Annotated in this window: 10 protein-coding genes and 1 pseudogene; 7 read left to right on the plus strand and 4 right to left on the minus strand. The window is 68.6% G+C overall.

The window, feature by feature from the left end; translation table 11 throughout:
- Window positions 1-91: 91 nt before the first annotated feature.
- A complete protein-coding gene (locus ABCR94_RS23170) occupies window positions 92-973 on the minus strand; it encodes a glycerophosphodiester phosphodiesterase (RefSeq protein ID WP_347121784.1) in 882 nt (293 codons plus the stop codon).
- Between the two features lie 253 nt (window positions 974-1226).
- Between ABCR94_RS23170 and ABCR94_RS23175 the strand changes: the two genes are divergently transcribed.
- The 5 genes from ABCR94_RS23175 to ABCR94_RS23195 all read left to right on the plus strand — a co-directional run bounded on the left by ABCR94_RS23175 (window position 1227) and on the right by ABCR94_RS23195 (window position 8424).
- Window positions 1227-2027, plus strand: a complete 801-nt coding sequence (locus ABCR94_RS23175) for an MHYT domain-containing protein (RefSeq protein WP_347121785.1) — start codon at window positions 1227-1229, stop codon at window positions 2025-2027.
- Window positions 2028-2076: 49 nt separating this feature from the next.
- The gene (gene uvrB, locus ABCR94_RS23180) at window positions 2077-4206 is read left to right on the plus strand and encodes an excinuclease ABC subunit UvrB (RefSeq protein ID WP_347121787.1); all 2130 of its coding nucleotides are present in this window, start codon (window positions 2077-2079) and stop codon (window positions 4204-4206) included.
- A gap of 223 nt (window positions 4207-4429) precedes the next feature.
- A complete protein-coding gene (locus tag ABCR94_RS23185; protein ID WP_347121789.1) occupies window positions 4430-5008 on the plus strand; it encodes a TerD family protein in 579 nt (192 codons plus the stop codon).
- Window positions 5009-5175: 167 nt separating this feature from the next.
- Window positions 5176-7185, plus strand: a complete 2010-nt coding sequence (locus ABCR94_RS23190) for a TerD family protein (RefSeq protein ID WP_347121791.1) — start codon at window positions 5176-5178, stop codon at window positions 7183-7185.
- 240 nt (window positions 7186-7425) lie between these two features.
- Window positions 7426-8424 (plus strand): TerC family protein, encoded by a 999-nt coding sequence (locus ABCR94_RS23195; RefSeq protein ID WP_347121793.1) that lies wholly within the window; start codon window positions 7426-7428, stop codon window positions 8422-8424.
- A gap of 85 nt (window positions 8425-8509) precedes the next feature.
- Here ABCR94_RS23195 and ABCR94_RS23200 read toward each other — a convergent pair whose 3' ends face one another.
- Window positions 8510-9166: an MBL fold metallo-hydrolase gene (locus ABCR94_RS23200; RefSeq protein ID WP_347121795.1), complete on the minus strand. Its 657-nt coding sequence runs from the start codon at window positions 9164-9166 to the stop codon at window positions 8510-8512.
- A 9-nt stretch (window positions 9167-9175) separates the two neighbouring features.
- The gene (locus ABCR94_RS23205) at window positions 9176-9862 is read right to left on the minus strand and encodes a maleylpyruvate isomerase family mycothiol-dependent enzyme (protein WP_347121796.1); all 687 of its coding nucleotides are present in this window, start codon (window positions 9860-9862) and stop codon (window positions 9176-9178) included.
- Between the two features lie 211 nt (window positions 9863-10073).
- Here ABCR94_RS23205 and uvrA point away from each other — a divergent pair, with 211 nt between their 5' ends.
- Window positions 10074-13076, plus strand: coding sequence for an excinuclease ABC subunit UvrA (gene uvrA / locus ABCR94_RS23210; protein ID WP_347121797.1), 3003 nt, complete (start codon window positions 10074-10076; stop codon window positions 13074-13076).
- A 319-nt stretch (window positions 13077-13395) separates the two neighbouring features.
- On the opposite strand, the pseudogene ABCR94_RS23215 reads toward uvrA, so the two are convergent.
- A pseudogene (locus ABCR94_RS23215) lies at window positions 13396-13668 on the minus strand (PfkB family carbohydrate kinase); the annotation flags it as partial.
- A 141-nt stretch (window positions 13669-13809) separates the two neighbouring features.
- On the opposite strand from ABCR94_RS23215, the gene ABCR94_RS23220 reads away from it, so the two are divergent.
- On the plus strand, window positions 13810-14259 hold the full coding sequence (locus tag ABCR94_RS23220) for a Rieske (2Fe-2S) protein (RefSeq protein ID WP_347121799.1): 450 nt from the start codon (window positions 13810-13812) through the stop codon (window positions 14257-14259).
- Window positions 14260-14386 lie beyond the last annotated feature (127 nt).

Consider the following 14386-nt stretch of genomic DNA (forward strand, 5'->3'; position numbering starts at 1 on the left):
ACCACCGTACGACCGGGCACTGACATTGATACTCATAGCTGGGTTCCGGTGGCCGTGGACGGCGGGCCGTCCGCGACGAACAGGCAGACCGCTACGAACAGACCGCTTCCTGTACGACGTCCGGGGTGTTCGTGATGATCCCGTCGACACCGAAGTCGCGTACCCGTACCGCGCCCGCCGCGTCGTTTACCGTCCAGGTGTTGACCCGCAGTTTCCTGCCGTGCACGCCCTTCAGCTTGTGCACCGCGGTGACATAGTCGGCCGTGAGCGAGGTGTGCGTCGGATTGATCTGGTCCGTGAACGCCGCGTACTCGGGCAGGTCGGCGACGGCCGGTGTGCCCAGGAAGCCGGTCGTCAGGTCGGGCCGCTGCCGGTGCACCTCCTTGACGCTGTCGGCGCCGAAACCTTGAATGACCAGGCTGTGCTTGACGTGCCGGCGGTCCAGCCATCCTTCCTGGCGCAGTACGCGCAGGGTGTCCCTCTCGATGCCCGGGTAGAGCGCGGGCACCTTGATCTCCAGGAGCAGCTTCTGGTGGTTGCGGTCGACCCTGTTGAGGTACTGCTTGAGTGTCGGCACGCGCGCGCCCGCGTACGCGTGGCCGAACCAACTGCCCGCATCCAGCTTGGCGATCTCCGCCGCGGTGAAGTCCTTGATCTTCCACGGTGCCCGCCCCGGGAAGAGCTGCTCGACATCGGTGGTCCGCGCGAGGCTGTCGTCGTGGACGACCACCAACTCGCCGTCCCTGGTGCGCTGTACGTCGTTCTCCACCCAGTCGATGCCCAACCGGTCGGCCGCGTCGACCGCCGCCAGGGTGTTCTCCGGCGCGTACGCCGATGCGCCCCGGTGGGCGATGACTGCGGGGGCATCGTGCTGACCGGCCGGAGCGGTGGCCTGAGCGGCGGAGCCGGGCAGCAGCAGCGCGGTGGCACTCAGGAGCGCGACTGCCGAGGCCGGGACGGTGCGTGCGTACACAAGGACTCCTCGCGTCGAGTGATCACGGACGGTTAGAGAGTGACAGCAACCGGCCAACGAGCGACAGGCGAAGGATGGCCACGAAGTGAAGAATCTGCCTGGGCCGTGTCACGTGTCAGTGTCTGTGTCGATAAAATGCTGCAAAAACATGTTCGGATCACACGGATCGGCCTACTCTCGCCCCCAACCAGGGCCTCCGCACCACTCATCGGGCCTCTCTCCCAGCGGGCACGGTCGAAGGGGCGGTAAGGGCATGCAGGGCACTGTCGACGGATTCAGCTACGGTTTGATCACCCCTGTGACGGCGTACATCATGGCGTGTCTCGGTGGCGCTCTGGGGCTGCGCTGCACGGCGAGGTCGTTGATGAACGAACGCAGCTGGAAGGCGGGCTGGCTCGCCCTCGGGGCGACCGCCATAGGGTCGGGCATCTGGACCATGCACTTCATCGCGATGATGGGTTTCTCCGTCAAGGAGACCCCGCTGAACTACGACCCCTCCCTGACTTTCGCCAGCCTCGGCGTCGCCATCGTCATGGTCGGTGTCGGCATCTTCATCGTCGGATACCGCGGCGTCACGCCCATGGCCCTGGTCACCGGCGGCACGATCACCGGCCTGGGCATCGCCTCCATGCACTACCTCGGTATGGCCGGAATACGACTGCGCGGTCAGCTCCAGTACGAGACCTTCACCGTCGCGCTCTCCGTGGTGATCGCGGTCGTGGCCGCGACCGCCGCCCTGTGGGCGGCCGTATCGATCCGTGGCATTCTGTCCAGCCTGGGCGCCAGCCTCGTCATGGGCATAGCCGTGAGTGGCATGCACTACACGGGCATGGCCGCGCTCAGCGTTCACCTGCACGGAGTGGCGAGCGCCCCCGGCGGAGAGTCGCCCGCCATGCTCCTCGCGCCGATGCTGATCGGCCCCGTGGTCTTCCTGTTCATTGCGGGCGTAGTGGTGATGTTCGATCCGCTGCTGGTCATGGGCCAGCCGGACTGGCGGAGCCCGCGCAGGGCAGAGGCCCCGGGACCGGCCCTGCGGCCCACGCAGCGCCGGTGACCCGGGCGATCGCCACGTGAGTGTCAGTGGCGAGTCGTACGGTTGGTGCATGCGGCCCGTTTCCAAGATCGAACGTACGGTGGCGCCCTTCGAGGTCGTCAGTTCCTACCAGCCCAGCGGTGACCAGCCGGCGGCCATCGCCGAGCTGGAGCGGCGCATTCGTGCAGGTGAGAAGGATGTCGTCCTGCTCGGTGCGACAGGCACCGGCAAGTCGGCGACCACTGCCTGGATGATCGAGAAGCTCCAGCGCCCCACGCTCGTCATGGCGCCGAACAAGACCCTCGCCGCCCAGCTGGCGAACGAGTTCCGCGAGCTCCTGCCCAATAACGCCGTCGAGTACTTCGTCTCGTACTACGACTACTACCAGCCCGAGGCGTACGTCCCGCAGTCGGACACCTACATCGAGAAGGACTCCTCGGTCAATGAGGAGGTCGAGCGCCTGCGCCACTCCGCGACGAACTCGCTGCTGACCCGGCGCGACGTCATCGTGGTCGCCTCCGTCTCCTGCATCTACGGCCTCGGCACCCCCCAGGAATACGTGGACCGCATGGTGCCGCTGAAGGTCGGCGAGGAGATCGACCGGGACCAGCTGCTGCGCCGCTTCGTCGAGATCCAGTACACCCGCAACGACGTGGCCTTCGCGCGCGGCACTTTCCGGGTCCGCGGCGACACCATCGAGATCTTCCCGGTGTACGAGGAGCTGGCCGTCCGCATCGAGATGTTCGGCGACGAGATCGAGGCGCTCTCCACGCTCCACCCGCTCACCGGCGAGATCATCAGCGAGGACCGGGCGGTGTACGTCTTCCCGGCCAGCCACTACGTCGCCGGGCCCGAGCGCATGGAGAAGGCGGTCAGGGGCATCGAGAAGGAGCTGGAGGAGCGGCTCGCCGAGATGGAGAAGCAGGGCAAGATGCTGGAGGCCCAGCGACTGCGTATGCGCACCACCTACGACCTTGAGATGATGCGCCAGATCGGCAGTTGCTCGGGCATCGAGAACTATTCGATGCACATGGACGACCGCGACCCCGGCACCGCCCCGCACACCCTCATCGACTATTTCCCCGAAGACTTCCTGCTGGTCATCGACGAGTCGCATGTCACCGTGCCGCAGATCGGCGCGATGTACGAGGGCGACGCGTCCCGTAAGCGGACCCTGGTCGAGCACGGCTTCCGGCTGCCGTCCGCGATGGACAACCGGCCGCTGAAGTGGGAGGAGTTCCAAAAGCGCGTCGGCCAGGCGGTCTACCTCTCCGCGACCCCCGGTGCGTACGAGCTCTCCCGCTCCGACGGATTCGTGGAGCAGGTCATCCGGCCCACCGGCCTCATCGACCCCCAGGTGATCGTCAAGCCCACCGAGGGGCAGATCGACGACCTGGTGCACGAGATCAGGAAGCGCGCCGAGAAGGACGAGCGGGTCCTCGTCACCACGCTGACCAAGAAGATGTCCGAGGACCTCACCGAGTACTTCCTCGAACTGGGCATCCAGGTGCGCTACCTCCACAGTGATGTCGACACACTGCGCCGCATCGAGCTGCTGCGCGAGCTGCGGTCCGGCGAGTACGACGTTCTGGTCGGCATCAACCTGCTGCGTGAGGGTCTCGACCTCCCCGAGGTGTCGTTGGTGGCCATCCTCGACGCGGACAAGCAGGGCTTCCTGCGCTCAGGCACCTCCCTGATCCAGACCATCGGCCGCGCGGCGCGCAATGTCTCCGGCGAGGTCCACATGTACGCGGACAGGATCACCCCGGCGATGGAGAAGGCCATCGACGAGACCAACCGGCGCCGTGAGAAGCAGGTCGCGTACAACACCAAGCACGGGATCGATCCGCAGCCGCTGCGGAAGAAGATCAACGACATCGTCGCCACGATCGCGCGTGAGCAGGTCGACACCGAGCAGCTCCTCGGCTCCGGTTACCGGCAGGTGAAGGACGGCAAGGGCGCCAAGGCGCCGGTGCCCGCGCTCGGCGGCAAGGCGGCCAAGGCCGGTGCCGCGGGCAAGAAGGGTGAGGTCCTCACCGACCGCCCGGCTGCCGAACTGGCCCAGCTCATCGAGGAGATGACCGAGCGGATGCGCGGTGCGGCGGCCGAGCTGCAGTTCGAGGTCGCCGCGAGGCTGCGCGACGAGGTGGGCGAGCTCAAGAGGGAGCTGCGTCAGATGCGGGAGGCGGGGCAGGCCTGACGGCTGCGACCGGGCCCGGTGGAGCGGGGCGGGCCCGACGGCCGCAACGTCCGGACAGGGGCTGACGGGCCGGTATCCGACAGGTCCGCACAGGGCCGCACCTGGTGTGTTGCAAGACCGACACAAAATGCACCGAGGCTGTGGCTCGGTCGGCGTGACTGCGTAGGGTGCTGGTCAGCCGCACACACGGGCGGTGCAGGGCTTTGGGGAGAGGGGACAGCGCGTGACGGTCAACATGACCAAGGGCCAGGCCATCAGCCTGCAGAAGAGCGACGGGGCAACCCTGACCGCGGTGCGGATGGGGCTCGGCTGGCAGGCGGCGCCGCGTCGCGGCCTGTTCGGCTCTCGCACGCGGGAAGTCGACCTCGATGCCTCGGCGGTGCTGTTCGCGGACAAGCAGCCGGTGGACGTGGTCTTCTTCCGTCACCTCGTCAGCGACGACGGCTCGGTGAAGCACACCGGCGACAACCTGGTCGGCGGCGCCGGTCAGGGCGGCGACGACGAGGCGATCCTCGTGGACCTCCAGCGTGTTCCGGTGCACATCGACCAGATCGTCTTCACGGTGAACTCCTTCACCGGCCAGACGTTCCAGGAAGTGCAGAACGCGTTCTGTCGCATCGTCGATGAGACCAACGGCCAGGAAATGGCCCGCTACACGCTCGACGGCGGAGGCCAGTACACCGCCCAGATCATGGCGAAGGTGCACCGGGCGGGCGCGGGTTGGCAGATGACGGCCATTGGCAACCCGGCCAACGGCCGGACCTTCCAGGACCTGATGCCGTCGATCCTGCCGCACCTCTGAGCAGGGTCGTTCTCGGCACGCGCAGCTCCCGGAGGGCATGATGCCGCCGGGAGCTGCGCCAATTGCACTACGCGCACTGCTCGTTGCATCACATGCATCACATGCACCACCCGGCGCCGCTTGGCACCGACCGATCCAATTCGACTTCGACGTGGGGGAGACAGGCGATGACGGCCGAGCTGGTCCGGGGACAGAACCACCCATTGCCCCAGGCCCGTTTGGAGATCCGGGTGTCGGCCGACAAGCCGGTCGTGGCCGGTGCCACGCTCGGCGACGAGCAGGGCACCGTGCGCGGAACGGAGTGGGTCGCCCACCCCGGATCGCCCCATCTCCCCGGGCTCGAAGTCTCCAAGCAGGCCGCGGCCGACCACCGGCTGGCCGTCGACCTCGGGGCCCTGCCCGAGGCCGTGCACCGGGTGAGCGTCCTGCTCGCCCTCCCCCTGGGCGTCGGCGGCCCGAGCAGCTTCGGCGCGCTCGCCGCCCCCTTCGTCGCCGTCACCGGGCTCGACGGCTCCGAGGTCGCCAGCTACACGGTCACCGGCCTGGACAGCGAGTCGGCGGTCGTCGCCCTGGAGCTCTACCGCCGTCAGGGTGCCTGGAAAGTGCGCGCGATCGGCCAGGGGTACGCGGGCGGCCTCGCCGAGATGCTCGGTGACCAGGGCCTGCCACAGGCAGGCGAACTCGCCGCCGCCATCCAGGAGGCCGTGAGCAGCGGCCTGGCCCGTTCCGTGCAGGCACCCCCGCCCCGCTCCCAGGACGACGACCGGGCGCGGCACACCGCATCCCGGACGAGGAGCCGCCACGAGCAGGCAGGCAGCGGCGCCCCGGCCGACGCGACACCCGCCGCCACTCCCACGCCCGCATCACCCGAGCCCCCGCGCGGCTCCGTGACCGGCGCCCCGTCCGCCGCGGTTCCCGGCGGCCCCGAGACCGGCGCACCGCAGGCCTCCGGCGGCCCCATCGACTACGCGCACCCCCGCCGTCAGAACACCGCGCCACCGCCGCCGCCCCCCACCGCGCCGCCCGCCACGCCGGGGCAGCCCGCGCAGCCCGTCGCGGGCGACGCAACCGGCTGGTCCATGGAGGAGCGGCTGTACAACCAGGTGTGGGGCATGTTCGAGGACCTGGCCCGCACCACCGCGGCGTATCGCAGCGCCGTCGACTTCGCCGAGTCGAGGATGGACCAGGAGCTCGACAAGGTGCTCTCCGACCCGCGCAGCCGGATCGGGAGCGCCGGCGAAGCCGCCCGCCAGGCGGCCCGCACCAAGCACGACAACCTCGTCGAGCAGGCCCGCGTGGTGCTGGAGCGCGACCTGGTGCAGCTCGTCGCCGAGGCCGAAGTCGTCGAGCCCGCCCTGCCCCCGGCCTTCGCCTCCTGGCACAACCCCACCTGGCACGGCTACCGGGTCCCCATGGAGATCCCGATGGCGCTGCGCCTCGGCGATCTCCAGCTGCCCGAGCGCCCGGACCTGCGCATCCCGATGCTGGTACGGCTGCCGCTGGAGCGCGGCCTGTGGATCGACAGTGGCCGCTCCGGTTCCGAGGCCGCGCTGATGATGGACTCCCACCAGCTGCGCAGGGCCGCGATGGACACCGCTGTCGCGCACGCCGCACGGCTGTTGGCGGCCTACCCCGCGGGGGAGTTCACCGTCCATGTCATCGACCCGGCGGGCTCGGGCGCGCTCGCGCTGACCCCGCTGACCGGGTCCGGGGTGCTCGACGCACCGCCCGCGGCCGGCGCGCAGGGCGTCAGCGCGGTGCTGGCCAAGCTCACCCAGCGCGTGGACCTGGTGCAGATGGCAGTGCGGGGCCGCGCCGCCGACGCACTCCCGCCCGACCTGGACACGGCCGAGCAGCTGCTGATCGTCAACGACTTCCCGCACGGCTTCGACGACCGCGCCGTCACCCAGCTGAGGTACCTGGCCGACGAGGGCCCGGCCGTCGGCGTGCACCTGATGATGGTCGCCGACCGCGAGGACGCGAGTGAGTACGGGCCGGTGCTCGACCCGCTCTGGCGGTCTCTGCTGCGGGTCACCCCGGTGCCCGACGATCACCTGATCGACCCGTGGGTCGGCCATGTGTGGACGTACGAGCCGATGCTGCCGCCGGCCGGCAGCCAGATTCTGCAGGAGGTTCTCGCCCGGGTGGCGGCGGCGAGGCGCTCACTGCGCGGCTGACCACCCTGCGCTTGACCTGCTCTTTTGGGGCACGTTTACCATCCTCTTTACCTTCTCTTGGGTATTCATGTACTCTTCGAGCAGCGGAGGGGAGTACTCCCGGCTGCGACGTACCCGTCAATACGGACCGCCATCGGTCCCGGGGCGTCGGCCCGTAGCGCGTGAACAGCGCTCGGGTGGAAGAGACCTCCGGCAGCGACGACGCTGATTGAGTTGCCGTAGCTATCTGCCGGAGGCGCAGTGGACGTTTCATTGAGCATGTGGATCCTGACCATTCTCGGTCTGGCCGCCCTGATCGCTGTCGACTTCCTCATCGGGCGCAAGCCCCATGACGTGTCGATGAAGGAAGCCGGAATCTGGACGGTCGTCTGGATCGTCCTGGCCATCCTCTTCGGCCTCGGCCTGCTGGTGTTCGGCACCACCCAGGCATCCGGAGAGTTCTTCGCCGGCTTCATCACCGAGAAATCGCTCAGCGTGGACAACCTCTTTGTCTTCGTCCTGATCATGGCGAAGTTCTCGGTGCCGTCCCACCTCCAGCAGCGTGTGCTGCTCATCGGCGTGCTGATCGCGCTGGTGCTGCGTGCGATCTTCATCGCCGCCGGCGCCGCGGTCATCGCCAACTTCTCGTGGATCTTCTACATCTTCGGTGCGTTCCTGATCTACACCGCCTGGAAGCTCATCCAGGAAGCGCGCTCCGGCGACGAGGAGGACGAGTTCGAGGAGAACCGTCTCCTCAAGTCCATCGAGAACCGCTTCGGTGTGGCCGACAGCTATCACGGCACCAAGCTCTTCATCCAGAAGAACGGCAAGCGCATCATGACGCCGCTGATGGTCGTCATGCTGGCCATCGGCACCACCGATGTGCTGTTCGCGCTGGACTCGATCCCCGCGATCTTCGGTCTCACCCAGGACCCGTACATCGTCTTCACCGCCAACGCCTTCGCCCTCATGGGACTGCGTCAGCTGTACTTCCTCATCGGTGGCCTGCTCAAGAAGCTGGTCCACCTGAGTTACGGCCTGTCGGTCATCCTGGGCTTCATCGGCGTCAAGCTGGTGCTGCACGCTCTGCACGAGAACGGGGTGGACGTCCCCGTGATCTCGATTCCCTTCTCCCTGACGGTCATCTGCGGCGTGCTGATCATCACCACGATCACCAGCCTGATCGCCAACAAGAAGACCGAGCAGCGCGAAGCGGCCGAGGCGGCCGCGGCCGGCGACAAGGAAAGCATCGAGTCCTGACCCGGCACGCATGACCACCCCGCACACATGACTGGGGCGCGTACGCACCATGCGTACGGGCCCCAGTCATGCGTGCGGTCGCGGTCTACCAGCCGCGCTTGCGCCATTCCGGCAGCTGCGGGCGCTCGGCGCCGAGCGTGGTGTCGTCGCCGTGGCCCGGGTAGACCCAGGTCTCGTCCGGCAGCCTGCCGAAGAGCTTCTGCTCCACGTCGTCGAGCAGGCTGGTGAAGGCGGCCGCGTCCTGCCGGGTGTTGCCCACGCCGCCCGGGAAGAGACAGTCCCCGGTGAAGGCGTGCGGATGCCCGTGCGGGTCGTCGTACACGAGGGCGATGCTGCCGGGAGTGTGGCCGACCAGCCGGTGTGCGGTGAGCTCGACGCGGCCGACCCGGATCGTGTCGCCGTCCTCGACCGCGACATCGGTCGGGACGGGGATGCCCTCCGCGTCGTACCGGCCGGCGTATGTGCGCGCCCCGGTCGCCGCGACGACCTCGGCCAACGCCTGCCAGTGGTCGCCGTGCTGGTGGGTGGTGACGACGGACGCGATGCCGTCGTCACCGATCAGCCGGAGCAGGATGTCCGGCTCGGCCGCCGCGTCGATCAGCAGCTGCTCGCCGGTGGCGCGGCAGCGCAGCAGGTAGGAGTTGTTGTTCATCGCGCCGACCGCGACCTTCGAGATCATCAGGTCCGCGAGTTCGTGCACGTCCGCAGGACCGCCGACCTTGACCGTTCCGCTGTACGTCATGGGCTCAGCCTATAGCGGGGGCAGTGCGGGCAGCAGGGCCCCCGAGGTGTCGAGCGCGGCACCGTCGCGGCGGCCCGCGAGCCACCCCAGCAGGTCGGGAGCCGCTCCCGCGACGGGCACAGGGTCACCCTGAGCGCGGCCCGTGTGCCACTGCCGCCCGTCGGCCGCGGTCAGCAGTACCGCGGGCACCTCCGCGTTCCCGGCGAAACGCGCGGCAAGGAACGCGATTTCGCGCCCGGTGAACTCCTCCGGCAGATCCTCCAACTCGTAGCCGATGCCGAGGTCGACGTGGTGCAGCTCGATCTCGATCAGCCGGCGGAACGGGATGCGGGACGCGTCGTCGGTCACGCCATTGCGCAGGGCGACCGTGCGGGTCCAGTCGGCGGGGGCGGCGCCCGCCTCCTGGAAGCGGGCCGCGCTGTCGCGCACATCCTGAAGCTGTACGGACAGGGGGCGGGGCGCGCCACGCTCGATGTCGGCGTCGCGGGTCTCTGCGCTCGCGTACATGGGGCGGCCGGCCAGCACATTGATCAGGGCGTCCGCGTTACGGGCGACATGGGCCAGCACATGGCCGCGTGTCCAGCCGGGAAGCTGTGACGGTTGCGTCACTCCGGCGGTGTCCAGCTTGCCGGCCGCGGTGAGGAGCCGGTCGGTCGCTTCGCGTACAGAAGCCAGGTCGCGCACATGATCGTTCATGACGCCGACCATAGCTCCGCCACTCGATCGGGTGAAGCTGTTTGGTGACGGCCACAATTCGAATGCACGTGCTATAAGCTCGTCAGAGCCATCAGGCATCCTTGAAGTCGTTGCTCCTTAAGACATCGCTAAGACACCGCTGTGGCGACCCCCATAGTCTGGGATTGGGGGGCTCAGCCCCCTGCTTCTCTCAAGAAAGGTGCGGACCGGCGTGGCCGACCGTCTCATCGTCCGTGGCGCGCGCGAGCACAATCTCAAGAACGTCTCGCTCGACCTCCCCCGTGACTCCCTCATCGTGTTCACCGGGCTCTCCGGGTCGGGCAAGTCCTCCCTCGCGTTCGACACGATCTTCGCCGAGGGGCAGCGCCGCTACGTCGAGTCGCTCTCCTCCTACGCCCGGCAGTTCCTGGGCCAGATGGACAAGCCCGATGTGGACTTCATCGAGGGTCTGTCGCCCGCGGTCTCCATCGACCAGAAGTCGACCTCGCGGAACCCGCGCTCGACGGTCGGCACCATCACCGAGGTCTACGACTACCTCCGGCTGCTCTTCGCCCGTATCGGCAAGCCGCACTGCCCCGAGTGCGGCCGCCCCATCACGCGTCAGTCGCCGCAGGCCATTGTCGACAAGGTGCTTGAGCTGCCCGAGGGCAGCCGCTTCCAGGTGCTCTCCCCGCTGGTGCGCGAGCGCAAGGGCGAGTTCGTCGACCTCTTCGCCGACCTCCAGACCAAGGGGTACAGCCGGGCGCGGGTGGACGGCGAGACGATCCAGCTCTCCGAGCCGCCCACGCTCAAGAAGCAGGAGAAGCACACCATCGAGGTGGTCATCGACCGCCTGACGGTGAAGGACAGCGCCAAGCGCAGGCTCACCGACTCGGTGGAGACTGCGCTCGGGCTGGCCGGCGGCATGGTCATCCTCGACTTCGTCGACCTCCCGGCGGACGACCCCGAGCGTGAGCGGATGTACTCCGAGCACCTCTACTGCACGTACGACGACCTGTCCTTCGAAGAGCTTGAGCCCCGCTCCTTCTCCTTCAACTCGCCCTTCGGCGCCTGCCCCGACTGCACCGGCATCGGCACGCGCATGGAGGTCGACCCGGAGCTGATCGTCCCCGACGAGGACAAGTCCCTCGACGAGGGTGCGATCAATCCGTGGTCGCACGGACACACCAAGGACTACTTCGCGCGGCTCGTCGGAGCGCTCGCCGACGCGCTCGGCTTCCGTACGGACATCCCCTGGGCGGGGCTGCCGCAACGCGCCAAGAAGGCCCTGCTGCACGGCCACAAGACGCAGATCGAGGTCCGCTACCGCAACAGGTACGGGCGCGAGCGGGCGTATACCACCGCCTTCGAGGGCGCGGTGCCGTTCGTCAAGCGGCGGCACTCGGAGGCCGAGAGCGACAGCAGCCGGGAGCGCTTCGAGGGCTATATGCGCGAGGTGCACTGCCCGACCTGCAACGGCACGCGACTGAAGCCGCTCGTCCTCGCGGTCACGGTCATGGAGAAGTCCATTGCCGCGGTCGCCGCGATGTCGATCAGCGAGTGCGCGGACTTCCTGGGCCGGCTGAAGCTGAACGCCCGCGACAAGACGATCGCCGAGCGGGTCCTCAAGGAGGTCAACGAGCGGCTGAAGTTCCTGGTCGACGTGGGCCTGGACTACCTGTCGCTGAACCGCGCCGCGGGCACACTGTCCGGCGGCGAGGCGCAGCGCATCCGGCTCGCCACCCAGATCGGCTCCGGCCTGGTCGGCGTGCTGTACGTCCTGGACGAGCCGTCCATCGGCCTGCACCAGCGCGACAACCACCGGCTCATCGAGACGCTGGTGCGGCTGCGGGACATGGGCAACACCCTGATCGTCGTCGAGCACGACGAGGACACCATCAAGGTGGCCGACTGGGTGGTCGACATCGGCCCGGGAGCGGGCGAGCACGGCGGCAAGGTCGTGCACAGCGGCTCCCTCAAGGAGCTCCTCGACAACGAGGAGTCCATCACCGGCCAGTACCTGTCGGGCAAGAGGTCCATCGCCACGCCGGACATCCGCCGCCCGGTGGACCCCGCACGGCAGCTCACCGTCCACGGCGCCCGTGAGAACAACCTGCACGACATCGACGTGTCCTTCCCGCTCGGTGTGTTCACGGCGGTCACGGGTGTCTCGGGCTCGGGCAAGTCGACGCTGGTCAACGACATCCTCTACACCCACCTGGCCCGCGAGCTGAACGGCGCCCGCACGGTGCCCGGCCGCCACACGCGCGTGGACGGCGACGACCTCGTCGACAAGGTGGTCCACGTCGACCAGTCGCCGATCGGCCGCACCCCCCGGTCGAACCCGGCGACGTACACCGGCGTCTTCGACCATGTCCGCAAGCTGTTCGCGGAGACGATGGAGGCGAAGGTCCGCGGGTATCTGCCGGGCCGGTTCTCCTTCAACGTCAAGGGTGGTCGCTGTGAGAACTGCTCGGGCGACGGCACGATCAAGATCGAGATGAACTTCCTGCCGGACGTGTATGTCCCGTGCGAGGTCTGCCACGGGGCGCGCTACAACCGGGAGACCCTGGAGGTCCACTTCAAGGGCAAGTCCATCGCGGAGGTGCTGGACATGCCGATCGAGGAGGGCCTGGACTTCTTCGAGGCCGTCCCGACGATCTCCCGTCACCTCAGGACGCTCAACGAGGTCGGCCTCGGGTACGTCCGGCTGGGACAGTCGGCGCCCACGCTGTCGGGCGGTGAGGCGCAGCGCGTCAAGCTGGCATCCGAGCTGCAGAAGCGCTCCAGCGGGCGGACTGTGTACGTCCTGGACGAGCCGACCACCGGTCTGCACTTCGAGGACATCAGCAAGCTCATCAAGGTGCTGTCCGGCCTGGTCGACAAGGGCAATACGGTGATCGTCATCGAGCACAACCTCGACGTCATCAAGACGGCCGACTGGGTCATCGACATGGGCCCGGAGGGTGGCAACGGCGGCGGTCTGGTCATCGCCGAGGGGACACCGGAGCAGGTCGCTTCCGAACCGGCCAGCCACACGGGCAAGTTCCTGCGGGAGACCCTGGGCGACCGGGTCAGCGACGCGGCTCCCGCGAAGCGGATGGCGCTCGTGCGGAAGGCTGCTGCCAAGAAGGCGGTGGCGGCGGCTCCCGCGAAGAAGCCGGCGGTCACGGTGAAGACTGCTGCGGCGAAGACGGCCGTTGCGAAGAAGGCGGGCCGCGCGAAGAAGGCGTGACGGTGGGGTTGAGGGAGCGGCGGTGCGGGGTCGGCGGGTGCGGGTTGCCTGCGGCGCTGTTCCCCTACCCGCCCCTTCCCAGAACCGGGGCTCCGCCCCAGACCCCGGTCCTCAAACGCCGGACGGGCTGGAGTGGTCCAGGGTTTCAGCCCGTCGGGGACCCATGCCCTAAGTCAATGGGGGAGTTTGAGGACACGCCCGCCTTGGGGAAGTAGGCGTCTCAGCCCGGCAGTTCCTTCGCGTACGGCGGCTGCGCTCCCCGGCGGGAGCAGATGATCGCGGCTGCTCGCGCCGCGAAGCTCAGGGTGTCGGTCCAGGCGTCCTCGCCCAGCGTCGCCAGCGCCGGCGTGGTCGGCTCGGGTCCGCGCTGGACGAGCGCGGTGTCCACCCCGGCCGTCCGCAGTCCGTCGACAAGAGCCTCGCCGAAGCCGTCCGTCGAGATCCGGGAGCAGAAACCGGTACGCGCGCCGAGCCGGCCCGGCGCGACAGCGGTGTTGTACGGTCCGCCGCCGAGCCATGGCAGCAGAGGCGCCAGCGCACCCGCCTCCGTCGGCACCGGATCGATCAGGGACTCTCCGGCGACGATGATCACGCGCCAACGTAACCCGTCACCGCTCGGTACGGCAGCACCTGAGAGGGCGTGTGAGGCCTGTGCCCGGCCCGCGCGAGGGGCTCCCGATCTTCGCCGGTATCGTCGGTTCTGTCACCGATGCCTCTGACCAGTGGAGACCGCATGCTCGGCCAGCCCGCACCCCGTCGCACCGTGCTGAAGGGCGTCGCTCTCGCCGGCGCGGCCGGCCTGGGCGTGGCGGCCTGCTCCACCGAATCGAAGCTCGGGCACGCCGAGCCGCTGCCGACCGCGCCCGTGCACCTCGGCGCGGTTGACGAGGTTCCGGTCGGGGGTGCCAAGCTCTACCGCGAGCAGCGCATCCTCGTGAGCTGCCCGGCCAAGGGCGAGTTCAAGGCGTTCAGCGGCCAGTGCACGCACGCGGGCTGCGCGTTGGAGAAGATCGAGAAGGGCGCGGGTATCTGCCCCTGCCACGGCAGCCGTTTCGATGTGACCACCGGCAAGGTGCTGAAGGGCCCGGCGACCGTGCCGCTGTCCGTGATCCCGGTCAAGGTCGAGGGTGGCAAGCTCGTCGCGGGACCGGACGCGAGCCCCGGCGCGAGTCCGTCAGCCTGACGCCTTACGGCCGAGCCTCTGATGGCGCCGAGCATTCCGGTACCCCGGCCGCCTGACCGTGCCGCGGCTGAGCGGCACCGGACCGCGTCCGGACAGCTCCGCCGACCACTGACCGCCCGACCACCGC

The sequence above is a fragment of the Streptomyces changchenzhani genome (assembly GCF_039766235.1).
Classification (GTDB): domain Bacteria; phylum Actinomycetota; class Actinomycetes; order Streptomycetales; family Streptomycetaceae; genus Streptomyces.

Excerpts from the sequence above, each read along its gene's own strand:
- uvrB (WP_347121787.1), top strand. The coding sequence starts at position 2,077 with ATGCGGCCCGTTTCCAAGATCGAACGTACGGTGGCGCCCTTCGAGGTC.
- ABCR94_RS23200 (WP_347121795.1), bottom strand. The coding sequence starts at position 9,166 with ATGACGTACAGCGGAACGGTCAAGGTCGGCGGTCCTGCGGACGTGCAC.
- ABCR94_RS23220 (WP_347121799.1), top strand. The coding sequence starts at position 13,810 with ATGCTCGGCCAGCCCGCACCCCGTCGCACCGTGCTGAAGGGCGTCGCT.
- ABCR94_RS23205 (WP_347121796.1), bottom strand. The coding sequence starts at position 9,862 with ATGAACGATCATGTGCGCGACCTGGCTTCTGTACGCGAAGCGACCGAC.
- ABCR94_RS23190 (WP_347121791.1), top strand. The coding sequence starts at position 5,176 with ATGACGGCCGAGCTGGTCCGGGGACAGAACCACCCATTGCCCCAGGCC.
- ABCR94_RS23175 (WP_347121785.1), top strand. The coding sequence starts at position 1,227 with ATGCAGGGCACTGTCGACGGATTCAGCTACGGTTTGATCACCCCTGTG.